Here is a 23,495-nt window from a genome sequence, read left to right as displayed (position 1 = left end):
AGCCCGTCCCGCATGGCATCTCCCAGCGCGCCGCCACGCCGGCTGATCGTCGCGATCACCGGCGCCACCGGCGCGGTCTACGGCCTGCGGCTGCTCGACATGCTGCGCGCAGCCGGCGGCGTCGAGACGCACCTGCTGGTGTCGAACGCCGGCTGGCTCAACGTCCAGCATGAACTGAAGCTGTCGAAGGCCGACGTCGAAAGCCGCGCGGACGTCGTGCATTCGGTGCGCGACGTCGGCGCGACGATCGCGTCCGGCTCGTTCGCCACCGACGGCATGGTGATCGCACCGTGCTCGATGAAGACGCTCGCGAGCGTCGCACATGGGCTGTCGGACAACCTGATCACGCGCGCGGCCGACGTCACGCTGAAGGAACGTCGCCGTCTCGTGCTGATGGTGCGCGAAACGCCGTTCAACCTCGCCCATCTCCGCAACATGACCGCCGTGACCGAAATGGGCGGCATCGTGTTCCCGCCGCTGCCCGCGTTCTACGCAATGCCGAAGACGATCGAGGAACTCGTCGATCAGACCGTCACGCGTGTGCTCGACCTGTTCGCGCTCAGCGCGCCGATGACGACGCCGTGGGCCGGCATCCGGGCCGCGCAATAAGCCGCGCGACGCGCTGTGTATCGGCGTCGTTCTCCGTGTAACGCCAAGCGATCTGCCCGCTAATCAGTCGATGTGGGCGGCTTGCGATCGCGCCGACACCGCCGCGCCAGGCTCCGCGCCGATTATCAACTCCAGCGATTCAATCAAATTCCGCCCCACCCGTTTATTGACGCGTGGTACACGCCTATAGTCATAGGCAATCCGTTCCTGAAGGCTGCCTCACCATGAACCGCTTGCCGTCGCTTTACCTGTCCCACGGTGCGCCGACGCTGCCGATCGATCCGTCGCTGCCGTCGGCGGCGTTTACGCACCTCGGCGCCGAATTGCCGCGCCCGCGCGCGGTGCTGATGCTCTCCGCGCACTGGGGCACGCAGCAGCCGGTCGCGAGCGTCGCCGCGCAGCCTGAAACGATCCACGACTTCTACGGTTTTCCGCGGGCGCTGTACGAGATCCGCTATCCGGCGCCCGGCGCACCGGAGGTCGCCGAGCGCGCAGCCGAGTTGCTGAACGCGGCCGGCATCGCAACCGCGACGACCGAGCACGGCCTCGACCACGGCGCATGGGTGCCGATGCTGCTGATGTTCCCGGATGCCGATGTGCCGGTCGCGCAGTTGTCGATCCAGCCGCGCGCCGACGCGGCCCATCATTTCGCGCTCGGCCGCGCGCTGCGGCCGCTGCGCGACGAAGGCGTGATGGTGATCGGCTCGGGCCAGATCACGCACAACCTGCGCGCGGCGGATTTCGGCGCGGCGCCGGAGGATGCGGACCCGCGCGTCGCCGAATTCACCGACTGGTTCGAGGCGCGCCTCGCCGCGCGCGATGTCGACGCGCTGCTCGACTATCGCCGGCAGGCGCCGCACGCGGCGCTCATGCATCCGACCGACGAGCATCTGCTGCCGGTGTTCGCCGCGCTCGGCGCGGCCGACGACGACTATCGGCTCGGCATCCAGTCGCTCGGCACGTATCAGCGCGTGCTGGCGATGACGAACTACGTGTTCGCGAGCGCCGCCGCCTGAACCCGACGCGGCGCTCGGCGCACCAACAAAAAGCCCGCCGGAGCGATGCTCCGGCGGGCTTTCGTATGTTTGCTGCCGCCGCCGAATCCGGCGGCAGTCGATCGCGTCAGGCGCCGATCCCTTCGAGGATCTCGTCGTGCGATTCGCGCTCGTCGAGGTACTGCGTCCGGTAGCCGGTATTCACGCCCCAGAAGTAGAACCCGAGCGAGATCACCGCGACGACCAGCATGTCCCAGCCGTACGGCAGCACGCCGTGACCGCCGAACTCCTTGCTGCCGATCAGCGACAGCACGGCCATCGTCGGCAGGTAGGCGACCAGCCACCACGCGGCCTTCAGGTCCGCGCCCCAGCCGCCCCAGCCGGCCTTCGCCTGGAAGAAGAAGTACACCGGCAGCGCGACGACCATCAGCAGGATGATTTCGCCGGTCAGCGGCCACTTCGCCCAGTACAGGATCAGCGACGCGCAGACGAACGCGAACGGTGCGATCAGCTTCATCAGCGGAATCGACAGCGGACGCTCGATGTCGGTAGCCGCGCGGCGCAGCGCCATCAGGCTGATCGGGCCGGTCAGGTACGAGATCACCGTCGCGACCGAGATCACCGCCGCGAGCGAGCTCCAGCCGCGGAAGAAGAACAGGAACACGAACGACACGAGCAGGTTGAACCACATCGCCTGACGCGGCACGCCGTAGATCGGATGCACGTTGCCGAACATCTTCGGCATCGTGTTGTTGCGCTCCATCGCGTAGATCATGCGGGTGGTCGTCGCCATGTAGGTCGTGCCGGTGCCGCTCGGGCTGATGAACGCGTCGACGTACAGCAGGATCGCAAGCCAGTTCAGGTTCAGCGCGATCGCGAGCTCCGCGAACGGCGACGAGAAGTTGAAGTGCGCCCAGCCCTTCGCGACGTCGGCCGGGTTGACCGAGCCGATGTAGGCCATCTGCAGCAGCACGTAGATCACCAGCGCGAGCAGGATCGACGTGATCACCGCGAACGGCACGCTGCGCGACGGATTGCGCGCTTCGCCGGCGAGGTTCACCGGGCTCTGGAAGCCGTTGAACGCGAACACGATGCCGCTCGTCGCGACCGCGGTCAGCACTGCCGACCAGCCGTACGGCGCGAAGCTCGCGTTCGACGCCGTGCCGAGGTTTTCCGAGTGGAAGCTCGACAGCATCAGCCCGAGGATCGTGAGGCCCGGAATCAGGAACTTGAAGATCGTGATCGCGGTGTTCGCCCGCGCGAACGCCTTCACGCCCCAGTAGTTCAGCAGGAAGTAGATGACGACCAGCACGGCCGACAGCAGCAGCCCCGGTGTCGATAATTCGCCGTTCACGAACAGCGCATGCGCCCAAGGATAGGGCCACGTGCTCATGTACTGAATCGACGCTTCGGCTTCGATCGGAATCACCGACACGATCGCGATCCAGTTCGCCCAGGCGCTGATGAAGCCCACCAGCGAACCGTGCGAGTAGCGCGCATAGCGCACCATGCCGCCCGACTCGGGGAACATCGCGCCCAGTTCCGCATACGTCAGCGCAATCGCGAGAATCACGACCGCACCGATGATCCACGCGCAAATCGCCGCCGGACCGGCGATCTTCGCGGCTTTCCAGGCGCCGAACAGCCAGCCCGAGCCGATAATCGAACCCAGCCCCGTCAGCATCAATGCAAACGGGCCGATGTTCCGTTGAATAGAACTCTTCACATCCTCTCCTGTGTCTCAAAAAGCATGGTCGGCCTGCGGTCCGGGATCGGCTCGGACAGCACCGCGCACGCATTCTTGGGGGGACGGGACACCCGATCGGGGCAACCCGTCCGCGCGGCGCGTAGTTTAACGGTTGCACCTGCCAGTTGGCGCCAAAATCGTTCGGCCCCTACAAAAAATTCGCGCCCCTTGCAAGTTTTGTAAACCTGAACTCCGCAATAACCCTGAGTGAATGGAAATACGGTTGACCGCGCGACCGATTAGCCGTATAAACAACGTTGCAGGATTTCAAGCGGCGAGTGAATTGGTTCTTTCGTAGTTCGCCCATCAACGGTACTCCGGTGGTCCTATTACCCCTTCCTTGATTTTCCGCACCCCATGGGCTTCGGCCCCGTTTTATCTTTTTAGGAACAAGTAACATGGCAACCGGTACCGTCAAGTGGTTCAATGACGCAAAGGGCTTCGGCTTCATCACCCCGGAAGGCGGCGGCGACGATCTGTTCGCGCACTTCTCGGAAATCCGCGTCGAAGGCTTCAAGACGCTGCAAGAAAACCAGAAGGTTGAATTCGAAGTGAAGACGGGCCCGAAGGGTCTGCAAGCTGCGAACATCCGTCCGGTCTAAGTTCGGCGCGATATTTCGTGTAGAAAAGCCCCGCTTCGGCGGGGCTTTTTGTTTTTCCGGCACGGCACGGCGCGGCAGCATGGCCGGGCCGCCGGCCGCTTCGCGCGGCCGGCTCGTCCCGTTCAGCCGAACAGGCGCTGCGCGTGAATGCCGAGCCCCGTCGCGACGCTGGCGAGGCGATCGCCGAACACCGGCTGCGCGTCCGGGAACGCACCGGCCAGCGCACTGGACAGAAACGCCAGCCCGGTCGAGCCGCCGGTGAAATACAGTGCGCCGACGTCGCGCGGCGCGACGCCCGCGAGCCGCACCGTTTCGCGCGCCGCCTCGACGATGCGCGCGGTGTCGTCCACGCTCGCGGCCACCAGACGGTCGGCGTCGAAGGCGATCTGCAGATCCTCTTCGACGTCGTTCAGGTCGATCATCGTCTCCCCGCCCGCCGCCACGCCGATCTTCGCCTCCTCCGCGCGCGCCATCAGCGCGTGCCCGAGCCGTTGCTCCACCACACGCAGCAGCCGCTCGTGCTGCCGCACGTCCAGGTAGAGGTGCTTCATCAGCTTCAATTCGCCCACGCGCTTCGGCGTGTAGACGGTGTTGATGAGGTGCCAGGTCGCGAGGTCGAAGTAGATCCGGTTCGGCAGTTCGCGGCCTTCGGGATCGAGCGCACGGTAGCCGAACGCGGGCAGGATCGCCGCCAGTTCGACGCGCCGGTCGTAATCGGTGCCCGCGACGTGCACGCCGTGGTGCGCCAGCACGTCGTCCTTGCGTTCGAGACGCGCCATCCGCTGCGGCCCGACCCGCACCAGCGAAAAGTCGGACGTGCCGCCGCCGATGTCGGCGACCAGCACGAGCCGCTCCGCCTGCTGGCGCGACTCGTAGTCGAACGCGGCCGCGATCGGCTCGTACTGGAAATGCACGTCGGAGAAGCCGACCGCACGTGCGGCTGCTTCGAGTTGATTCTGGGCAAGGCGGTCCGCGCGCGGATCGTCGTCGACGAAGAACACCGGCCGGCCGAGCACCGCGCGGCCGAGCGGCGCGCGCGCCTTGGCCTCCGCCTTGCGCTTCAGGTGCGTGAGGAAGCGCGCGATGATCTCGGTGTACGCGATTGCGCTGCCGTCGCCGAGGTCGGTCGTGGTTTCGGCGAGCGGCGAGCCGAGGATGCTCTTCATCGAGCGCATCAGGCGGCCGTCGAAACCGTCGATATAGGACGCGAGCGCCGCCCGGCCGAATTCGACGGTTTCCTCGTCGTTGTTGAAGAAGATCGCGGTGGGCAGCGTCAGGTGCTCGCCCTCGACGGGCGCGAGACGCATGCCGTCGCCGTCGGGCAGCGCCACGGCGGAGTTGGATGTGCCGAAGTCGATCGCGCAGTAAGTCATCGGAAGGTGCCGCAACGTGGCCGGCGCGAAAACGGAAAGGACGGGCTTTTTAACATGAAGCCCGCCGGATCACAACCGGGACGGGCATCGGTATCGCGCCGCGGTTCGATCAGACGAATCGGTGTGTCGGTTGTGACCGTGGTCGGCGCACCGGATTGGTGGTGCGGGCGGCGGCGGCGCGTTGGCCGGGCTGTTCGCACCGTCAGCGCCGTCACGCGCTCGCCACACCGGCGCGCGGCCGACGCGCGGCTCGCCCGCGCACCGAGCCGCGCTCGGCGGCTCAGGCCGCCGCGTCGAAGCCCTTCTTCCACGCGCCGGCATACGCGATCTCGCCGATCGCATGGCGCGTGCGCGGCGCCTTTTCGCGGTCGCGCAGCACCGGATCGAGCTTGTCGACGTTGCCGTAGTGGCCGAGCGAGATGATTGCCGGAATCGCGACGTCGGCCGGGATCTCGAACGCGTCGCGGAACGCCTTCGCGTCGAAGCCGCTCATCTGGTGCGCGGCGAGCCCGAGCGCGTGCGCCTGCAGCACCAGCGACATCGCGGCCGCGCCGGCGTCGTACAGCGCGGTCGGCGCCGGTTCGCCCTTCGGCGTGAACGTGTGCGCGGTGACGGCGATCAGCACCGGCGCCGGCGCGTTCCACCCCTGGTTGAACGGCACCAGCGTCGCGAACGCGCGTTTGAATGAGGCTTCGTCCTGCGTGCGATCGAACACGATGAAGCGCCACGGCTGCGCGTTGTACGCGGACGGCGCCCAGCGCGCGGCTTCGAGCACCGCGTGCAGATCGGCGGCGCTGATCGGCTCGTCCGAATACGCGCGCGGGCTCCAGCGGCCCGAGATCAGATCGTGAATCGAAACAGTGGTGGGGGCAGGTTTGACGGACATGCGGTTCCTCGCTGACATCGATGAAGGGGCGCGAACGCCCGGCGAACCGCAAGCATAACCGCTTGGGCGATCACGCGCCCGCACATCCCGCGCAATGCAAATCGACGATCCTGCATAGGCTCGCGAAGCCGGCCAGCGCGGGCCGCAACCGGCTTGCCGAGCATCGCGCGCGACCTCGGCCGGTCGATCTATACGGGGGCAGCCGCGCAACCGTGCGTGTCCCGGCATGGCCCTGCGTGCGCGGTGCGTGCCTCATGCGTGCCTGATGCACACCTCGTGCGCCCCCCTGGATACCCGTGCATGCTTCCTGCGTGCGCCGTGTGCCCCGTGCGCGCCTCGTACATGCTTCTTGCGCGCCCCGCGCGCAGGCGCCGTGCGCCGTGCGCCCCCGCCGGCCAACCACCCTCAAACAGCCGGCTGCGCCGCAGCCCGCGACGGGCCGCGGTTGATCCGCAGCACGATGAGCGCGCCCACGATGCACAGCCCGCCCGAGATCATCGAAGCAACCGTGTAGGTGCCGAGGCTCGCCCGCAGCAGCCCGGCGCCGAGCGCCGCGAAGGCCGCGCCGAGTTGGTGGCCGGCGACGATCCAGCCGAACACGACGGGCGCCGCCGCCTTGCCGAACACGTCGGTGGCGAGCCGCACGGTCGGCGGCACGGTCGCGATCCAGTCGAGCCCGTAGAACATCGCGAACAGCGGCAGCCCGAAGAAGTCGATGCCGAACGCATGCGGCAGATAGATCAGCGACAACCCGCGCAGCCCGTAGTACCAGAACAGCAGCACGCGATTGTCGTAACGGTCGGACAGCCAGCCCGACAGCGTCGTGCCGAACAGGTCGAACACGCCCATCGCGGCCAGCAGCGACGCGCCCTGCACTTCGGTCATCCCGTAGTCGCTGCACATCGCGATCAGGTGCGTGCCGACGTAGCCGTTGGTGCTCGCGCCGCAGATGAAGAAGCTGAAGAACAGCAGCCAGAAGTCGCGCGAACGGCTCGCCGTCAGCAGCGTGCGGAACGCGACCGCGAGCGGATTCTCCTTGGTCGCGTCGGGCGCGGCCGGCGCGTCGGCCGGCTCGCCGTACGGGCGCAGCTTCACGTCGGCCGGCCGCTCGGGCAGCAGGAACGCGACCAGCGGAATCACGAGCGCAGCTGCCACCGCGACGACCAGCACCACCGGGCGCCAGCCGTGGCGCTGCGCGATCGCGGCGAGCATCGGCAGGAATACCAGCTGGCCGGTGGCCGTGCTCGCGGTCAGGATGCCCATCACGAGGCCGCGCCGCGCATGGAACCAGCGCGTAACGAAGGTCGCCGACAGCGTCAGCGCGACCACGCCGGTCGAGCAGCCGACCATCAGCCCCCACACCACGACCATCTGCCAGCTTTGCGTCATCATCGACGACAGCGCGACGCCCGCGCTCAACGTGACCAGCGCGGTGAGGATCGTCGGCCGCAGCCCGAAGCGCTGCATCGCCGCCGCCGCGAACGGGCCGGTCAGCCCATACAGCGCGATGTTGACCGAAATCGCCAGCGAAATCGCCGCGCGGCTCCAGCCGAGTTCGCGCTCGAGCGGCACCATGAGCACGCTGGGCGTCGCCCGCGTGCCGGCCGCCGCCAGCAGGATCAGGAAAACCACCGCCGCCGCGAGCCATCCGTAGTGAAAGCGCCCGCCGATTCGTGTCACCGCCCAGTTCATCTCGTCGTTCTCCAGTTGGCGGCCCGCGCTCGCGCATGCGCCGCCACGTCACCGCCGGGCCACCTCCGCCGCACGCTGCGTCGGCTGACCCTGGCCGACACCTGGCATTTGTCCGTCGCTCCGATCAGCATTGTTACCGACTGGTCACAAGTGTGTTGCGATCGTAGTGACCAGTCGGTAACATGTCAAGCAATTCACCATGCAGTCGAGGGTCATCATGTCGGGCATCGAGGCGGCCAACAAGGCGCCGGCACGCCGCACGCGGCGGCCGGTCACCGCGGCCGCCGCGCAGGAGCATCTGCTGCGCGCAGCAGAGGAGCTGTTTTACAGGGAAGGCGTGCGGGCGGTCGGCGTCGAGGCGGTCGTGGAACGCGCGGGCGTCAACAAGATGAGCCTGTATCGCCAGTTCTCGTCGAAGGACGAGCTGATCCTCGCCTATCTGGAGCGGATGGATGCGTGCTTCTTCGAGCGTTTCGATACGAGCGTCGCGAAGCATCCGGGGCAGCCGAAGGCGCAGCTGATCCAGTATTTCGTCGATCTCGCCGAGCGCGCGACGCAGCAGGACTATCGCGGCTGCCCGTTCGTCAACGTCGCGGCCGAGTTTCCCGACGCGTCGCACCCGGCGCGCGAGCGCGTCGCGCAGAACAAGGCGCTGCTGATGAAGCGGCTCGTCGAGCTGTGCGAAGGCGCCGGCGCGCGCGCGCCGCAGGCGCTCGCCGATGCGCTCGCGCTCGTGATCGAAGGGATCTACGCAGCCAGCCAGACCTACCGGCACGGCGAAACGCCGATCGGCACCGCGCCCGCGCTGGCGACGCAGCTGATCGAGGCCGCGTGCGCATGACGGACGACGCAGGTCAGATTGCAGCGCGCGCCCGCCGGCTACAATGCGCCCCTCGCTGCCGCGCTACCCGACCGCCTTCGCCATGACCGACACCCGCCCCGGCCCGCACGATTCACACGATTCGCACGACGACATCCTCGCCGCCACGCGGCACTGGCTCGCGCGCGCGGTGATCGGGCTCAATCTGTGCCCCTTCGCGAAGAGCGTGTACGTGAAGGAGCAGGTGCGCTACGCGATCAGCGAGGCGACGACGCTGGAAGACGCGCTCGCCGATCTCGAAACCGAGCTGCGCGCGCTCGAAGCGGCCGATCCGCAGCGTATCGACACCACGCTGCTGATCTTTCCGCGCGTGTTCGCGGACTTCGTCGACTACAACGATGCGCTGTTCTTCGCCGACCGGCTCGTGCAGCAATTGCGGCTCGGCGGCGTACTGCAGATCGCGAGCTTTCACCCGGCGTACCGGTTCGAAGGCAGCGAAGCCGACGACATCGAGAACTACACGAACCGCGCGCCTTACCCGATGCTGCACCTGCTGCGCGAGGACAGCATCGCGCGCGCGGTCGACGCGTTTCCGGACGCGTCCGCGATCTACGAGAAGAACCAGCAGACGCTGCGCCGCCTCGGCCACGATGGCTGGCGCGAATGGATGGAGCGGCCGGGCGACGACGTCTGACCCGTCGCGCGCCGGCCGCCGGCGCATGTCACACCCGCGGCGTGCCTGACGTACGCCCTGCGCGTCAGCCCGCGTGATCGGCCGCAGGCTGCGCGTCCGGCGCCGCGGCCGCCGGCACGAAGAAGCGCTCGTTCAGCTCGGCGAGCCCGAACATCGCGAGGATTTCGTTCAGCCGCTCGCTGGGCTTGCGGCGCGGCAGGTTCTTGTATTGCGCGATGATCAGCTCGTTCTTCATCGAGTGCTCCCAGCCGACCAGCTCGGTCACGCTCACCTGATAGCCGTGCGCCTCGAGTTGCAGGCAGCGCAGCACGTTGGTGATCTGGCTGCCGAATTCGCGCGTATGCAGCGGATGCCGCCACACTTCCGTCAGCGCATTCGCGAGCGACTTGCCCTTGTTCTTGCGCAGCACGCCGGCGACTTCCGCCTGACAGCACGGCACCAGCACGATGTGCTGCGCGCGCTTGGCGAGCGCGAAGCGGATCGCATCGTCGGTGGCCGTATCGCACGCATGCAGCGCGGTGACGACATCGACCGTCTCGGGCAGCTGCGGCGACGTGATCGAATCGGCGACCGACAGGTTCAGGAACGACATCCCGCCGAACCCGAGCCGCGCGGCCAGCTCGGCCGAGCGCGTGACGAGCTCCTCGCGCGTCTCGATCCCGTATACGTGGGACGCGAACGCCGGCGTGCCGTGTCCCGGCTGCTGCTTGAAGAACAGGTCGTACAGGATGAAGCCGAGATACGACTTGCCGGCGCCGTGATCGACGAGCGTCACGCTGCCCTTGTCGGCCTGCACGCTCGCGAGCAGCGGCTCGATGAACTGGAACAGGTGATACACCTGCTTCAGCTTGCGACGGCTGTCCTGGTTCAGCTTGCCGTCGCGGGTCAGGATGTGCAGTTCCTTGAGCAGCTCGACGGACTGCTCCGGACGGATTTCGTAGGTCTTGTTCGACATCGTGAAGCGGCGCCGGGCCACGGTCGGTCGACCACGGCCCGGCGGCGGGGATTCGTGAGGAATGGCGACAGTTTACCGAAAATGCGCGCTCAGGCTCGCGCGCCGAGCCGCCAGAGCGACGTGACCTCCGCGCGGCGCGCCGCGTGGAGCGGGTCGTCCGCGTCGGCGGCCTTCGGATGCGCGGGGCGGATGTCTTCGCGGCCGAGCACGACCAGCCCGGCTTCGTCGATCCATTGCAGCAGCGTGTCGCGCGAGCGCAGGCCGAGATGCTCGGCAAAATCGGACAGGATCAGCCAGCCTTCGCCGCCCGGTGCGAGATGCGCGGCGAGCCCGGACAGGAAGCCGCGCAGCATGCGGCTGTCGGGATCGTAGACGGCGTACTCGATCGGCGCGCTCGGGCGAGCCGGCACCCACGGCGGATTACAGACGACGAGCGGCGCACGGCCGGCCGGAAACAGATCGGCCGCGACGACGTCGACGCGATCGGCATGGCCGAGCCGCGCGACGTTCTCGCGCGCGCATGCGAGCGCGCGCGGATCCTGGTCGGTCGCGACGACGTGCTCGACGCCGCGCGCCGCCAGCACGGCCGCGAGCACGCCGGTGCCGGTGCCGACGTCGAACGCGAGCGAGGTGGCCGGCAGCGGCGTGCGCGCGACGAGTTCGACGTATTCGCCGCGCACCGGCGAGAACACGCCGTAATGCGGATGGATCGGCGCGCCGCCGAGCGCGGGAATCGGCACGCCCTTCTTGCGCCATTCGTGCGCGCCGACGAGGCCGAGCAGTTCGCGCAGCGACACGACCGACGGCGTGCCGCCCGGCCCGTAGGCTTCCTCGCACGCGGCGCGCACGTCGGGCGCGCGGCGCAGCGGGATCGTGTAGTCGGCGTCGAGCGGAATCAGCACCATGCCGAGCGTGCGGGCGCGCTGCGACTGCGCGAGGCGGTGCAGGTTGAACGCGTCGACGCCGGCCGCGGCCTTCGCCTTTTTCGGCTTGCGTTCGACGCGCCGCGCCAGCGCCTGCACGAGCTGGCGCGCGTTCTGGAAGTCGCCCTGCCAGACCAGCGCGGTGCCCTCGCACGCGAGGCGGTAGGCGGCGTCCGCGGTGATGCGGTCGTCGGCCGGCACGGCGCGCCGCGGCGGCTGCACGCCCGCTTCGGAGCGCCAGCGCACGGCATGTTCGACGCCGTCGGCGTCGGTCCAGTGGAAAACGGGGAAATCGGTCACGCGAGCTCGGCTACGGTTGGCTTCAGACAGGCGGTGCAGACGCACCGCGCGGACGACACCATACCGCGCTTTGCCCGTCCCGGCAAAACGGCGGCCGGCTAGCCGCCCCACGCCGGCAGCGCCGGCATGCGCAACGTGCCGGCGTCGCGAAAGTGCACGGCGCCGAGCGCGCCGCCCGCGAGCCGCCCGCGCAGCGCATACGGCAACTCGCCGCTCGCGGCCGCGCCGGGCAGATTCCACGCCTGGCGCGCGGCAGCGAATGCCGACACGGACACCGGCACGTCGATCACGGCCTCGCCGAAGCGCGGCACGACGCCCGAGCGATCGCTGACGCCGCTCGCGAACGGCGAGCCGTTCACCTCGAGCGCGACCGAGATGCCGTCGTATTCGATCGGCGTGTCGTTCGGGTTCTGCACGCGCAGCTTGAGGGCGAAGCGCATCTCGAGGCCCTGTCCGGGCAGCGGATCGAGCCCGGCGACCGTCACGGACACGGGCTCGCGCGTGAGGCCCGCGCAACCGCCGAGCATGAACAGCGCGGCGAACAGCAACAGCGCGGCGCGCAGCGGTGCGATACGGAACAGGGCGCGGGTCATCGGCAGGCCTCCTTGGCGGCAATCGGCGGAATGGATCGTCGCTGCATTGTACCGACCGCGCCCCGATTCGTAGTTTCCACTTCGCGGCGAGATCGTTAATAGATTAAAACTACGGAAACGACTGAAGCCTCCAAAAGCGAATTAATACCGACCGGCATTCAATGCCATGCAAAAAATTCTAGATATACGCTTTCTAATTTTTTCGTTTCCTTTACCCAAAACCATCAAGTATATTTACGCATCCTTCGAGCAGGCCGACAAACCTCGAAGCCGCATGACGGCGATTTTACGGAACGGCGACATGCCGTCCTGCCGTACTGCGGCCCGGCGCGGTCCGCCCCGTGGGTCGTCGTTTCAAAGGGAATCAAGGGAATGCGCGCCCGCGCAGGGCGCGCGGCCCCGTGTCGTGTGCGCGAAATCAATTCAGTACAACCCGCGCACGGCCATTTTGAACCGGCAAGTCAACCGATATCCGGAAACACAGAGGGGGCAGTAAACCATGATTACCTTCACGTAGTCGGCCGCCGTCTTTTTCGAATAAACCGTCATTGGCATCCGTCATCGCCACCGATTAACGGCGAGGGATTTCCTTTGCCGGCGTTTTCGCAGCACTGAACGATTCTTTCAACAATCGAGGTTTCAGTCATGCCGATCAACATTCAGAAGATGCGTTATCTGCCGCTGGTTGCCGCACTCGCGCTCGCGGGCTGCGGCGGCGACGACGGCGGCTCGGGCTCCGCTTCCGCGCTCAGCTCGGCCGGTGCGCCGCAATCGAGCTCGTCGCCGGCGGTCGCCACGGCGCCGAGCGCGTCCAACGTCGACAAGAGCGTGTCGCCGGTCGAACTGCCGGACACCGTGGTGCCCGTCAACTACCGGCTGTGGTTCCGCCCGAACGAAGCGCTGAACGCGTTCGACGGGCGTGCGGACGTCGAAATCAAGGTGCTGAAGCCGGTCAACAACATCGTGATCGCCGGCCACCGGATCAAGTTCACGAACGGCCGCATCACGCTGCAGCCGGGCAACATCCAGCTGATCGCGACGCCGCAGGACAAGGGCGACTTCTACCAGCTGCGCCCCGCTGCCGGCACGATCGCACCGGGCAACTATTCGCTGCACATGGAGTGGTCGGGGATCATCAACTTCAAGTCGTACGACGATCCGGTGAACCACACCGGCGGCAGCTGCGGCGACGATCCGTATCCGGGCTGCTCGGCCGCCGAAGGCGTGTTCCGCGTCGACCTGAAGAGCACCGACGGCACGACGAGCGGCGCGATCCTCACGCAGGGCGAAACCAACCTCGCGCGCCAGTGGTTCCCGGGCTGGGACGAACCGGCGTTCCGCCCGACCTATGAAGTGACGGCCGAAGTGCCGCAGAACTGGCGCGTCGTGTCGAACGCGGCGGAGAAGCCGTCGACCAACGTCGGCGGCGGCTACAAGCTCGTGCAGTTCGAGAAGACGCCGCCGATGCCGTCGTACCTGTTGTTCTTCGGCGGCGGCATGTTCGACACCTACGAGGACAACTTCACGAGCCCGCTGCCGGGTGCCAAGGGCAGCCTGCACCTGCGCGTGTTCACGCCGCCGGGCATGAGCGACTGGGCGAAGCCGGCGATGGACCGCACCAAGCAGGCGCTCGACTTCTACTACCGCTACACGGGCATCCCGCTGCCGCTGACGAAGTTCGACACGGTCGCCGCGAACGACGCGTTCAAGGAGCAGAAGGACCTGAACTTCGGCGGGATGGAGAACTGGGGCTCGATTCTCGAGTTCGCCGACGACATCCTGCCGCAGCCGGGCCAGCCGATGTCGCATTACGGTAACGAGGTGCTGACGCACGAAGTCGCGCACCAGTGGTTCGGCGACCTCGTCACGACCGACTGGTGGGACAACGTGTGGCTCAACGAGTCGTTCGCGACGTTCTTCGAAAACAAGACGACGATCCAGTTCTTCCCCGACGAGTTCAGCTGGCTCGACCAGGTGAAGAACAAGTACCGCGTGATCAACCGCGACATCGGCCCGAACGCGTTCCCGGTCGCGCCGAACTTCAACGACTGGGCGTCGAACGACTTCGTGCTGAGCGCCAGCGCGTTCACGTACGACAAGGGCGGCCATGTGCTGAAGACGCTCGAGAACTATCTCGGCGAGCAGACCTTGCGCAAGGGCCTGCAGCAGTACCTGGTCGACTATTCGTTCGGCAACGGTACGCCGAAGCGCCTGTGGGACGAGCTGTCGAAGGCGAGCGGCCAGCCGGTCGGCCCGATCGGCGACAGCTACGTGCGCCAGACCGGCGTGCCGCTGGTCACGCTCGACACGCAGTGCGACATGACGAAGAACCAGACGATCGTCACGCTGAAACAGCAGCCGTTCCCGAACACGAACGCGTATCCGGGCCTGCAATGGACGGTGCCGATCACGCTCGCATACGGCCAGGGTCTCGCACAGCGCACGACGCTCGCACTGAAGGACACCCAGGCGCAGACGCGCGTCGACGGCTGCACGGGCGTGGTCGCCGATCCGAGCGGGCTCGACTACTACGTCGTGAACTACAGCGACGCCGCGTGGAGCGGCCTGCTCACGCAGGTCAACAGCTCGACCGATCCGGTGCTGCTCGCGAACCTGAAGAGCGAGGCCGCGCTGCTCGTCGCGAACAACCTCGCGCCGGCTTCGCGCTCGACGTCGATCGGCTCGGTCGCTTCGCCGGCCGCGATGAAGCTGCGTCAGACGCCGAGCTTCGGCGGCATCGCACCGACGACGAAGGAGCGTCCGTCGCTGCGCTACCAGGGCATGTTCAAGCCGCGCAGGACGCTGGTGCAGTAACGGCGACGGCGGCGCTCGCCCGGCCGGGGCCGCCGCATGCGCGGCGCCGGCCGGCGTTCGAACCGTCTGGTCCGGCGCCGGGCCCCGCATGCGGGGCCCGTTTTTTTTGCGCGCCGCTAGCGCTCGCCGCGCCGGCGAAACGCCCACCATGCGGCGAGTGCGGTGAAGCCGGCCACCAGCAGCACCATCAGCCAGAAGCCGTGCTTGTTCTCCGCGAACGGCACGCCGCCGACGTTCATCCCGAAGAAGCCAGCGACGATGTTGATCGGCAGCGCGATCACCGTGACGAGCGTCAGCGTGAACAGCGTCCGGTTGTTCTGCTCGTCGAGCCGCGAGCCGATCTCCTCCTGCAGCAGCTTGATGCGCTCGTTGAGCCCCGACAGATCGCCGAGCACCAGCGAGAACTCTTCGGTCGACTCGCGCAGCTCCTGCACGTCTTCGGCATGCAGCCATGCGGGCGGTTTCGCGAGCAGCCGGAAGATCGAGCCGGGCTCGGGCGCGAGCATGCGCTGCAGGCGCGTCAGCGTGCGGCGCAGCGCGCCCAGCTCGACGCGATTCGACGTGAGCCGCTGCGACAGGAAGCGATCCTCGATGCGGTCGACGTCGACGCTCGTGCGCCGCATGATCTGAATCAGCAGGTCGGCCTGGTCGCGCAGCAGATGCACGAGCAGCTCGGCCGGCGACCGGAAGCGCTCGCCGTCGCGCACGCACGCGCGCAGCGTGTCGACCGAGCGCAGCGGCTTCATCCGCGCGGTGACCATGATGCGCCGCTCGACGTGGACGAACAGCGTCGCGATCTCCGACGGCGTCAGCTCGAGGTTGAACATCACGTCGTTGACGATCGCGCGCAGTGCGCCGTCTTCCTGCTCGATGCGCGTCGAGCGCGAGCCTTCGTGCAGGAACGCGAAGAAGCTGTCGGGCAGGCCGAGGTGCGTGCGCATCCAGCGCTCGCTCGCGCCGTGCGCCAGATTGAAGTGCAGCCAGACGAAGTCGTCCGCGGCGGACGCATCGCGCGCGCGGCACGTGCGCAGCCATGCGGCCGCTGCCTCGGCATCGAGCATCGCGCCCGCTCCGCCCGGCGTGAAACGGAATCCGCACACCATGCCGGACGTATCGGCGCCGTAAGTCTGTACGATCAGGTCCATCGTGTCGAAGGTCGTGCCGCGTCGGTCGCGCCGGAAAATGAAAGGAAACGTATGCCCGACGCATGTGACGCGCGCGTGACGCGCTCGCCGTCACCCGCTGCGGGCGCGGCGGCGGCCCAAAAGCAATGCGCCGCCCGGAGGGCGGCGCATTGGCGACGAACCGATCGGCGTGAAGCCGTTTACTGCCGCGTCTCCGACGACTGCGCCGCGCTCGGGCACGCCGGATCCTTGCCCCAGTGACCGTCGCACACGCGCCAGCGGCACAGCTGATCCTCGAAGAAGCCGCGCTGTTCGCATTCCTTCACGCGCGCGGCGAGCGAACCGCCGGTCGTCGCGGCCGTCTTGGTCGGTGCGGCCTGCGCCTTCTGCGCGGCGGCCTTCTTGTCGGCCGGCTTGGTGCGTGCGACGAGCGCGGCCAGCAGATCCGCATCCGGATCGTCCTTCGCCGAGGCCTTCGCGTTCGCGGTGCGCGCCGTCGCGTCGCGCCGCTTCTTCGCCTGTGCGAGCTCCGCCTGCTGCTCCTTGTGGCGCTTGCGCGCTTCCGCCCTGGTTTCGGTCTTCGTGTCTGCCTTCGCGTCGGCCTTGCCGCGTGCGGCGAGCTTGTCGCTCTTCGCGCCGTTGGCCTTCGCGCTCTTCGTCGCAGCGGCGGCGGCCGTCGCGGCGGCGACGCCGGTCGCGGCCGTGCCCGATGCGTCGGCGGCGCCGTTCGCGAGCGCGCGCGACAGGCGGCTGTTGTCCGCGCCCGACGCCGCGGACGATGCGGATGCAACGGTTTGGGATGCGGCGTCGTCATTGACGATCGTCGCCGGTTGCGCGGCCGAGGCGGCATTCTGCGCGACCTGCGCGGCAGCGCCGCTGGCGGGCTCGGCCTTCGCGGGCGCCTGAGCAGGCGCGGCCGCCACGACGGCGGGCTCGGCTGACTGCTGCTGCCAGCGCCACGCGCCCCAGCCGCCCACCGCCACCACCAGTGCGGCGATCGCCGCGATCGGCGCCTTCAGCGAACGGCGCGGCGCTTCGGCCGGCGGCGTGACGCGTCCTTCCAGATTCGCGAGAATGCGCGACTGCTGCGGCCCGCCCTCGCCTGCCGGTTTGGTGTCGGACAGGAGGCTAGGCGGGGTTTTCGAATTGGTATTTTCCGGCGCACTCATTCAGCGTCTCATTGAATCCTGGTTTAATTCACCGCGATAATATAGCCCGGCCTCTCAAGGCAGCCTGATTCTAAGAGCAAGCATTGCAAAACACAATCAATTCCAATTTCCGGGGATATCGTTGATTGCCGTCGCCCTCGTCGCCTATTTCGCCCTCGCCGTCGCGGTCGCGGCACTGTTGCTTTTACCGGGTATCCGCGCGGCCGTTTTCGATTCGGTCGCGCAATTTCATGGCCGCCTGACGCGCCGCGCAACCGATCGCGCCGCCCGCACGCGCAGTCAAATTGTTAAATCGGCAAGCGTTACGCGCGGCGCATTAAGCGATGTGCAAAATTTACTGATTCGACGGCGCTTGATGATTATGGTATCGGCAGGTATTCTTGCGACGCCGCCATTGGTGGCCATTGCGTTACGCGGTCGGCAATTGTTTCAGTACGACGACACCGCGCGCGTGCCCGACGAGAAGATCGCCGCGCTGTTGCAGGGCGAGCAGCTCGTGCCGCCGCCGCCGTTGCCGCCTGAAGTGTTTGCGACGCGGGAGGTCGAGCAGGTGCGGCCCGCGCTCAAGGATGCGAGCCGCGACTGGAACCTGCTGGATCCCGATTTCCGTACGCGTTTGCTGCTGGTCTACAAGATCATGCACGAACAGTATGGTTACGAGATGGCGCTGCTGGAGGGTTATCGGAGTCCGGAACGTCAGAACCGGCTCGCGCAAATGGGCACCAACGTGACCAATGCGGCCGCTTTCCAGAGCTATCACCAGTTCGGGCTCGCAGCGGACAACGCATTCCTGCGCGACGGCAAGCTGGTCATTTCCGAGAAAGATCCGTGGGCGATGCGCGGCTACCAGTTGTACGGGCAGGTTGCCGAGCAGGTCGGCCTGACGTGGGGCGGCCGATGGAAAATGATGGATCTCGGACACGTGGAATACCATAAACCCGGTTTTAAACTGGGACGCGGCAGCTAGTCATGGCTGCCGGACAAGAAATAATGAGGGCGGCATGGGGCTTTTCAAACACCCGGCAGGAAATGATTTGGGCGGCGCAATCGATCGGGCATTCCGTTGCGCGATTTTTTCGGGCGCCCGCTTCCGTTTTAATTCTCACGGCATCCTTTCATTAATGCGCGCGCCTTCTCCGATGCCGCGGGCGCATTGATGCCAGCCCTTTTCATCCCGCCTGACAGCGCGGCGACACATCGCGGCGCCACGCTGTCCGCTCGGCGCGCCCGCGTCGCCTCACCGAATCGCACCGGAACCTGAACGTCCTATGCAACGCATCCTCAACGTGCTGACTCATCCGCGTACGCTCTCGATCGTCGGGATCGTCGCGCTAGCGGCGATTCTCTTCATCGTCGCCGACATGCTGCAGCTGCCGCTGCTGTGGGCCGCGCTCGCGTTCGCGGCGATCCTCGTGCTGTGGCTCGCCGTCGCGTTGTGGCGCCGCTGGCGCGTGAAGCGCGCGAACCAGCAGCTCGGCCAGGTGCTCGAAGAACAGGCCGAAACCGGCAAGATCACGGCGCCCGCCGCGGCCGCGCTCGCGCCCGACACGAAGACCGCCGACCTCGACGTGCTGCGCACGCGCCTGTCCGATGCGGTGAAGACGATCAAGACGTCGAAGATCGGCCAGGTGTCGGGCGGCTCCGCGCTGTACGAACTGCCGTGGTACATCGTGATCGGCAACCCGGCCGCGGGCAAGAGCAGCGCGGTGCTGAACTCCGGCCTGCAGTTCCCGTTCGCCGACAAGAACAGCGCGGTGATCCACGGCATCGGCGGCACGCGCAACTGCGACTGGTTCTTCACGACCGAAGGGATCCTGCTCGACACGGCCGGCCGCTACTCGGTGCACGAGGAAGACCGCAGCGAGTGGCTCGGCTTTCTCGGCCTGCTGAAACGCTACCGGCCGAAGGCGCCGATCAACGGCATCATCGTCACCGCGAGCATCGCCGAGCTCACCGGCAACCGCCCCGAGTTCGCGATCAACCTCGCGAAGAACCTGCGTCAGCGCGTCCAGGAGCTGACCGAAAAGCTCGAAGTGTTCGCACCGGTCTACGTGATGTTCACGAAGGCCGACCTGATCACCGGCTTCACCGAATTCTTCAGCAGCAGCGACAAGCACGAATACGACCGCGTGTGGGGCGCCACCCTGCCCTACGAACCGGACGAGAAGCGCGACGTCGTCACGCTGTTCGACGAGCGCTTCGAGGAGCTGTACGAGGGGCTGAAGGAGATCAGCGTCGCGCAGCTGTCGCTGTCGCGCGGCAACCAGCTGTCGCCGGGCCAGCTCAGCTTCCCGCTCGAATTCTCGACGATCAAGCCGGCGCTGCGCGCGTTCCTCGCGACGCTGTTCGAGAACAACCCGTTCCAGTACAAGCCGATCTTCCGCGGCTTCTACTTCACCAGCGCACTGCAGGAAGGCGAGACCAACAGCGCCGCCGCGCAGCGCATCGCTCAGCGCTTCGGCCTCGACGCGAGCGCGCTGCCGAAGCCGCACAGCGCATTTTCGAAGAACGGCTTCTTCCTGCGCGACCTGTTCTCGAAGGTGATCTTCGCGGACCGCCAGACCGTGCGCCAGTTCGCGAGCCCGACCAAGACGCGACTGCGTTACGCAACCTTCTTCGGCTTCGTCGCGGCGCTCGCGCTCGCGCTCGGCGGCTGGACCTGGTCGACGATCGGCAACCAGCAGCTCGTCGCCAACGTGCAGGCCGACCTCGACAACGTCACGCGCCTGCAGCAGGGCCGCAACGACCTGCAGTCGCGGCTGCAGGCGATGGACATTCTCGAAGACCGCATCGAGCAGCTCGAGCAGTTCCGCCGCGACAAGCCGATGTCGGTGTCGCTCGGCCTGTACCAGGGCGACCGCCTCGAGCAGCATCTGCTGACCGAGTACTACAACGGCGTGCGGCAGATCCTGCTCGCGCCGGTGTCGCAGAATCTCGCGTCGTTCATGAAGGACGTGAACGCGCACCCCGAGCAGCTCGTGCCGATGACGCGTCCGCCCGAATCGGGCGCGGTGCAGGGCGGCGCGATGCCGGTCTCGACCAATCCGCCGGGCGCCACGCCGCTCGCCGGCGCCGCGCAAGGCGCGTCGGCCACGCCGGCCGCCGCGCCGCAACAGCCGGCGGCACCGCAGGGCGGCCTCTACAGCGACGCGTCGCCGACCAACGTGCAGGACGCGTACAACGCGCTGAAGACCTACCTGATGCTCGCCGACAAGCGTCACGTCGAGCAGGCGCACCTGACCGACCAGCTTGCGCGCTTCTGGCGCGGCTGGCTGGAGACGAACCGGGGCAACATGCCGCGCGACGAGATGATCAAGAGCGCCGAGCGGATGATCTCGTTCTATCTGTCGCGCGTGAACGACGACGACTGGCCGATGATCGACGCGAACCTCGCGCTGGTCGACCAGACGCGCGAGAACCTGCGCCGCGTCGTGCGCGGCATGCCGGCGCGTCAGCGCGTCTACGAGGAAATCAAGGCGCGCGCGTCGACCCGCTTCGCGCCGATGACCATCGCGCGCATCGTCGGCGACGGCAACCAGGGGTTGATCGCCGGCAGCTACGCGATTCCGGGCACGTTCACGCGCGAAGCGTGGTTCGACTACGTGCAGCCGGCGATCCGCGACGCGGCGACCAAGGAACTGCAGGCGAAGGACTGGGTGCTGAACACGTCGACGCAGGACGACCTGACGCTCGAGGGCAGCCCCGAGCAGATCCAGAAGACGCTGGTCGGCATGTACAAGACCGAATACGCGCAGCACTGGCAGAAGTTCATGCAGGGCATCGCGGTGCAGGGCTTCACGAGCTTCGGCCAGGCCGTCGACGGGATGAACCGCCTGGGCGACCCGCAGGATTCGCCGATCCGCAAGATCCTCGAGACCGCGTACGACCAGACCTCGTGGGACAACCCGTCGCTCGCGAACGTGACGATCAAGAAGGCGCAGACGGGCGTCGTGAACTGGGTGAAGCAGTGGTTCACGCGCTCGCAGGCCGGCCAGATGGCGGCCGCGAACATCGACATCAACGGCAATCCGGCCGAGGTGCCGATGGGTCCGATCGGCCAGGAGTTCGTCGGGCTCGCGCGGATCGTCGCGACGCACGACGGCACGTCGATGCTCAAGGGCTACATGGACACGCTGTCGAAGGTGCGCACGCGCTTCAACGTGATCAAGAACCAGGGCGACCCCGGCCCCGGCGCGCGTCAGCTGATGCAGCAGACGCTCGACGGCAACGGCTCGGAGCTGGCCGATTCGCTGAAGTTCGTCGACGAGCAGATGCTGACGGGCCTCACCGATTCGCAACGCAAGTCGCTGCGTCCGCTGCTGGTGCGGCCGCTGATGCAGGCGTTCTCGGTCGTGATCCAGCCGGCCAGCGCGGAAGTGAACAAGGTGTGGAACGCGCAGGTGTACCAGCCGTTCCAGAGCTCGCTCGCGACCAAGTACCCGTTCGCGCCGAACGCGAAGGTCGAGGCCGGCGCCGGTGAAATCGCGCAGGTGTTCGGTCCGGACGGCGCGATCGCGAAGTTCGTCGGCACGACGCTCGGGCCGCTCGCGGTGCGCCGCGGCGACACCCTCGCCGCGCGCACGTGGGGCGACATGGGCATCGGCCTCACGCCGGACTTCACGAACGGCTTCGCGCGCTGGGTCGCGCCGCTCGCGGGCGGTGCGGCAGGCGGCGCGGCCGCCGCGTCCGAACCGCAGACCGTGTTCCAGATCCTGCCGCAGCCGAGCACCGGCACGACCGAATACACGATCGCGATCGACGGCCAGCAACTGCGTTACCGCAACACGCCGCCGCAGTGGACCAACTTCGTGTGGCCGAACCCGCAGGGTTCGCCCGGCGCGACGCTGTCCGCGACGACCTTCGACGGCCGCACGGTGCAGCTCGTCAACGAGCCGGGCCGCTACGGTCTCGAGAAGCTGATCAACTCGGCGCAGCGCAAGCGCCGCCCGGACGGCACGTTCGATCTGACGTGGGTCCAGGGCAGCGTGAACGTGTCGGTGACGATGCGCATCATCAGCACGTCGCAGCCGACCGGCGGCGGCGGCGACCAGCCGCAGCAGCAGAGCCTGCGCGGCCTGCAGCTGCCGTCGTCGATCGCCGACGCGAGCGCCGGCGCCGCACAGAACGCGACGCAGGCGGGCGCCGGCGCGCCGGCCGCGGCACCGGCCGTCGCGGCCGCCACCGCAACGAATGCACAGGGGGCGCAATGACGCAAACCGTTCAGGCGCAGATCGCCTACTTCGGCAAGATTCCGTCGCGCGGCGACTTCGTGAAGAGCCCGCACAACCCGCAGCTGCTGCAGACGCTCGATCGCTGGATCGCGCAGGCGCTGGAGCTGCTCGCGGAAGATCCGCGCTGGAAGATCGTCTACGAGGATGCGAAGCCGATGCATTTCGCGTTCCTCGGCTCGCGCAGCAAGCTCGCGATCGCCGGGCACATGGTCGCGAGCCATGACGTGTCGATGCGCCGCTTCCCGTTCCTCGGCGCGACCGCGCTGGAGGTCGAGCGGCCGCTCGCGTTCCTCGCGCGCAGCCCGCTCGCGTTCGCGCGGCTGTGGTCGCGCGTCGCCGCGCAGATGCCGGCGCTGCTCGCGAAGGAGGAGCCGCCCGGCGCGCTGCAGGCGCTCGGCGACACGCAGGTGCCGATCGACGTCGGCGGCCCCGGCACGTCGCACGACGGCACCTTCAACGACTTCGTCGAACACCAGTCGCTGTACGGCCTGCAACAGATGCTGCTCGAGAGCGGCCATCCGGTGCGGCTGCGCGGCGCGATGCTCGCGCTCGGCTCGCTGCTGCGGCCGGTGATGCAAAGCGGCTCGTCGCACATCGAGCGCGGCCTGACGCTGCCGCTGCCGGTCGATCCGTTCTATCGAAGCCTCGTCGCCGCGTTCTGGCTCGAACTGATTGCACCGTTCGTCGCGCAGGCCGATTTCGAGCTCGCGATCTTCATCGGCACGATCGCCGAGCGCGAACGGCTGATCGTCGGCTTCAACGGTGCGTCGTCGAAGACGCTGCTGAGCGTCGTCGATCCGCAGACCTACGCCGCCCACAACATCGACATCGACGATCCCGAGTGGATCGACGCCCATGCGCAAAACGACCACCGGATCAGCAAGCTCGTCAGCTACCTCGACCAACCGCAACTGTCGCTGCGCGTCGCCATCGACGCGTTCCGCGAAGCGTTCATCGGAGGCTGACGC

Annotated in this window: 18 protein-coding genes; 9 read left to right on the top strand and 9 right to left on the bottom strand. The window is 67.5% G+C overall.

Features of this window, described 5'->3' with window-relative positions; all coding sequences use genetic code 11:
- The first annotated feature begins 12 nt into the window (after positions 1-12).
- Together C3Y15_RS16735 and C3Y15_RS16730 are read left to right on the top strand one after the other, a co-directional pair.
- Positions 13-609, top strand: a complete 597-nt coding sequence (locus tag C3Y15_RS16735; RefSeq protein WP_059475561.1) for a UbiX family flavin prenyltransferase — start codon at positions 13-15, stop codon at positions 607-609.
- 224 nt (positions 610-833) lie between these two features.
- Positions 834-1,625 carry a class III extradiol ring-cleavage dioxygenase gene (locus C3Y15_RS16730; RefSeq protein ID WP_034193979.1) on the top strand — a complete coding sequence of 264 codons (792 nt, stop codon included), beginning with the start codon at positions 834-836 and terminating at the stop codon, positions 1,623-1,625.
- A gap of 106 nt (positions 1,626-1,731) precedes the next feature.
- Here the strand turns inward: C3Y15_RS16730 and C3Y15_RS16725 are convergent, their stop codons facing one another.
- A complete protein-coding gene (locus tag C3Y15_RS16725; protein WP_011883129.1) occupies positions 1,732-3,330 on the bottom strand; it encodes an APC family permease in 1,599 nt (532 codons plus the stop codon).
- A 419-nt stretch (positions 3,331-3,749) separates the two neighbouring features.
- Here C3Y15_RS16725 and C3Y15_RS16715 point away from each other — a divergent pair, with 419 nt between their 5' ends.
- Complete coding sequence (locus C3Y15_RS16715; protein WP_006477070.1) at positions 3,750-3,953, top strand: cold-shock protein; 204 nt, start codon at positions 3,750-3,752, stop codon at positions 3,951-3,953.
- Between the two features lie 122 nt (positions 3,954-4,075).
- Here C3Y15_RS16715 and C3Y15_RS16710 read toward each other — a convergent pair whose 3' ends face one another.
- From C3Y15_RS16710 to C3Y15_RS16700, 3 genes are all read right to left on the bottom strand, one after another.
- On the bottom strand, positions 4,076-5,326 hold the full coding sequence (locus C3Y15_RS16710; RefSeq protein WP_045578561.1) for an Hsp70 family protein: 1,251 nt from the start codon (positions 5,324-5,326) through the stop codon (positions 4,076-4,078).
- Positions 5,327-5,606: 280 nt separating this feature from the next.
- Entirely contained in the window at positions 5,607-6,212 is a 606-nt protein-coding gene (locus C3Y15_RS16705; RefSeq protein WP_011883127.1) for a nitroreductase family protein, read from the bottom strand.
- A 405-nt stretch (positions 6,213-6,617) separates the two neighbouring features.
- Positions 6,618-7,904: an MFS transporter gene (locus tag C3Y15_RS16700; protein ID WP_011883126.1), complete on the bottom strand. Its 1,287-nt coding sequence runs from the start codon at positions 7,902-7,904 to the stop codon at positions 6,618-6,620.
- A 217-nt stretch (positions 7,905-8,121) separates the two neighbouring features.
- Here C3Y15_RS16700 and C3Y15_RS16690 point away from each other — a divergent pair, with 217 nt between their 5' ends.
- Both C3Y15_RS16690 and C3Y15_RS16685 read left to right on the top strand, forming a co-directional pair.
- Positions 8,122-8,745: a TetR/AcrR family transcriptional regulator gene (locus tag C3Y15_RS16690; RefSeq protein WP_011883125.1), complete on the top strand. Its 624-nt coding sequence runs from the start codon at positions 8,122-8,124 to the stop codon at positions 8,743-8,745.
- 82 nt (positions 8,746-8,827) lie between these two features.
- Positions 8,828-9,418, top strand: a complete 591-nt coding sequence (locus tag C3Y15_RS16685) for a DUF1415 domain-containing protein (protein WP_043291635.1) — start codon at positions 8,828-8,830, stop codon at positions 9,416-9,418.
- A 64-nt stretch (positions 9,419-9,482) separates the two neighbouring features.
- On the opposite strand, the gene C3Y15_RS16680 is transcribed toward C3Y15_RS16685, so the two are convergent.
- The 3 genes from C3Y15_RS16680 to C3Y15_RS16670 form a co-directional block, all read right to left on the bottom strand.
- A complete protein-coding gene (locus C3Y15_RS16680) occupies positions 9,483-10,373 on the bottom strand; it encodes an SAM-dependent methyltransferase (RefSeq protein ID WP_011883123.1) in 891 nt (296 codons plus the stop codon).
- Between the two features lie 89 nt (positions 10,374-10,462).
- On the bottom strand, positions 10,463-11,596 hold the full coding sequence (locus C3Y15_RS16675; RefSeq protein ID WP_014722352.1) for a class I SAM-dependent methyltransferase: 1,134 nt from the start codon (positions 11,594-11,596) through the stop codon (positions 10,463-10,465).
- Positions 11,597-11,694: 98 nt separating this feature from the next.
- Positions 11,695-12,189 (bottom strand): LEA type 2 family protein, encoded by a 495-nt coding sequence (locus C3Y15_RS16670; protein ID WP_011883121.1) that lies wholly within the window; start codon positions 12,187-12,189, stop codon positions 11,695-11,697.
- Between the two features lie 645 nt (positions 12,190-12,834).
- Here C3Y15_RS16670 and C3Y15_RS16660 point away from each other — a divergent pair.
- On the top strand, positions 12,835-15,003 hold the full coding sequence (locus tag C3Y15_RS16660) for a M1 family metallopeptidase (RefSeq protein ID WP_011883119.1): 2,169 nt from the start codon (positions 12,835-12,837) through the stop codon (positions 15,001-15,003).
- A gap of 116 nt (positions 15,004-15,119) precedes the next feature.
- Here C3Y15_RS16660 and C3Y15_RS16655 read toward each other — a convergent pair whose 3' ends face one another.
- Positions 15,120-16,148 carry a transporter gene (locus tag C3Y15_RS16655; RefSeq protein WP_046423567.1) on the bottom strand — a complete coding sequence of 343 codons (1,029 nt, stop codon included), beginning with the start codon at positions 16,146-16,148 and terminating at the stop codon, positions 15,120-15,122.
- A 179-nt stretch (positions 16,149-16,327) separates the two neighbouring features.
- On the bottom strand, positions 16,328-17,296 hold the full coding sequence (locus C3Y15_RS16650; protein ID WP_011883117.1) for a hypothetical protein: 969 nt from the start codon (positions 17,294-17,296) through the stop codon (positions 16,328-16,330).
- Positions 17,297-17,417: 121 nt separating this feature from the next.
- Here C3Y15_RS16650 and C3Y15_RS16645 point away from each other — a divergent pair, with 121 nt between their 5' ends.
- The 3 genes from C3Y15_RS16645 to tagF all read left to right on the top strand — a co-directional run bounded on the left by C3Y15_RS16645 (position 17,418) and on the right by tagF (position 23,492).
- Positions 17,418-18,263: a M15 family metallopeptidase gene (locus tag C3Y15_RS16645; RefSeq protein WP_014722348.1), complete on the top strand. Its 846-nt coding sequence runs from the start codon at positions 17,418-17,420 to the stop codon at positions 18,261-18,263.
- Between the two features lie 301 nt (positions 18,264-18,564).
- Positions 18,565-22,506, top strand: coding sequence for a type VI secretion system membrane subunit TssM (gene tssM / locus C3Y15_RS16640; protein WP_011883115.1), 3,942 nt, complete (start codon positions 18,565-18,567; stop codon positions 22,504-22,506).
- Entirely contained in the window at positions 22,503-23,492 is a 990-nt protein-coding gene (tagF, locus tag C3Y15_RS16635; RefSeq protein WP_011883114.1) for a type VI secretion system-associated protein TagF, read from the top strand. The genes tssM and tagF overlap by 4 nt, the downstream gene beginning before the upstream one ends.
- The last annotated feature ends 3 nt before the right edge of the window (positions 23,493-23,495 follow it).

It is taken from the genome of Burkholderia sp. B10 (genome assembly GCF_004368385.1).
GTDB lineage: Bacteria > Pseudomonadota > Gammaproteobacteria > Burkholderiales > Burkholderiaceae > Burkholderia > Burkholderia vietnamiensis.
This window is presented reverse-complemented; position numbering and strand designations above follow the sequence as displayed.

Excerpts from the sequence above, each read along its gene's own strand:
- C3Y15_RS16735 (WP_059475561.1), top strand. The coding sequence starts at position 13 with ATGGCATCTCCCAGCGCGCCGCCACGCCGGCTGATCGTCGCGATCACC.
- C3Y15_RS16730 (WP_034193979.1), top strand. The coding sequence starts at position 834 with ATGAACCGCTTGCCGTCGCTTTACCTGTCCCACGGTGCGCCGACGCTG.
- C3Y15_RS16715 (WP_006477070.1), top strand. The coding sequence starts at position 3,750 with ATGGCAACCGGTACCGTCAAGTGGTTCAATGACGCAAAGGGCTTCGGC.
- C3Y15_RS16710 (WP_045578561.1), bottom strand. The coding sequence starts at position 5,326 with ATGACTTACTGCGCGATCGACTTCGGCACATCCAACTCCGCCGTGGCG.
- C3Y15_RS16705 (WP_011883127.1), bottom strand. The coding sequence starts at position 6,212 with ATGTCCGTCAAACCTGCCCCCACCACTGTTTCGATTCACGATCTGATC.
- C3Y15_RS16700 (WP_011883126.1), bottom strand. The coding sequence starts at position 7,904 with ATGAACTGGGCGGTGACACGAATCGGCGGGCGCTTTCACTACGGATGG.
- C3Y15_RS16690 (WP_011883125.1), top strand. The coding sequence starts at position 8,122 with ATGTCGGGCATCGAGGCGGCCAACAAGGCGCCGGCACGCCGCACGCGG.
- C3Y15_RS16685 (WP_043291635.1), top strand. The coding sequence starts at position 8,828 with ATGACCGACACCCGCCCCGGCCCGCACGATTCACACGATTCGCACGAC.
- C3Y15_RS16680 (WP_011883123.1), bottom strand. The coding sequence starts at position 10,373 with ATGTCGAACAAGACCTACGAAATCCGTCCGGAGCAGTCCGTCGAGCTG.
- C3Y15_RS16670 (WP_011883121.1), bottom strand. The coding sequence starts at position 12,189 with ATGACCCGCGCCCTGTTCCGTATCGCACCGCTGCGCGCCGCGCTGTTG.
- C3Y15_RS16660 (WP_011883119.1), top strand. The coding sequence starts at position 12,835 with ATGCCGATCAACATTCAGAAGATGCGTTATCTGCCGCTGGTTGCCGCA.
- C3Y15_RS16655 (WP_046423567.1), bottom strand. The coding sequence starts at position 16,148 with ATGGACCTGATCGTACAGACTTACGGCGCCGATACGTCCGGCATGGTG.
- C3Y15_RS16650 (WP_011883117.1), bottom strand. The coding sequence starts at position 17,296 with ATGAGTGCGCCGGAAAATACCAATTCGAAAACCCCGCCTAGCCTCCTG.
- tssM (WP_011883115.1), top strand. The coding sequence starts at position 18,565 with ATGCAACGCATCCTCAACGTGCTGACTCATCCGCGTACGCTCTCGATC.
- tagF (WP_011883114.1), top strand. The coding sequence starts at position 22,503 with ATGACGCAAACCGTTCAGGCGCAGATCGCCTACTTCGGCAAGATTCCG.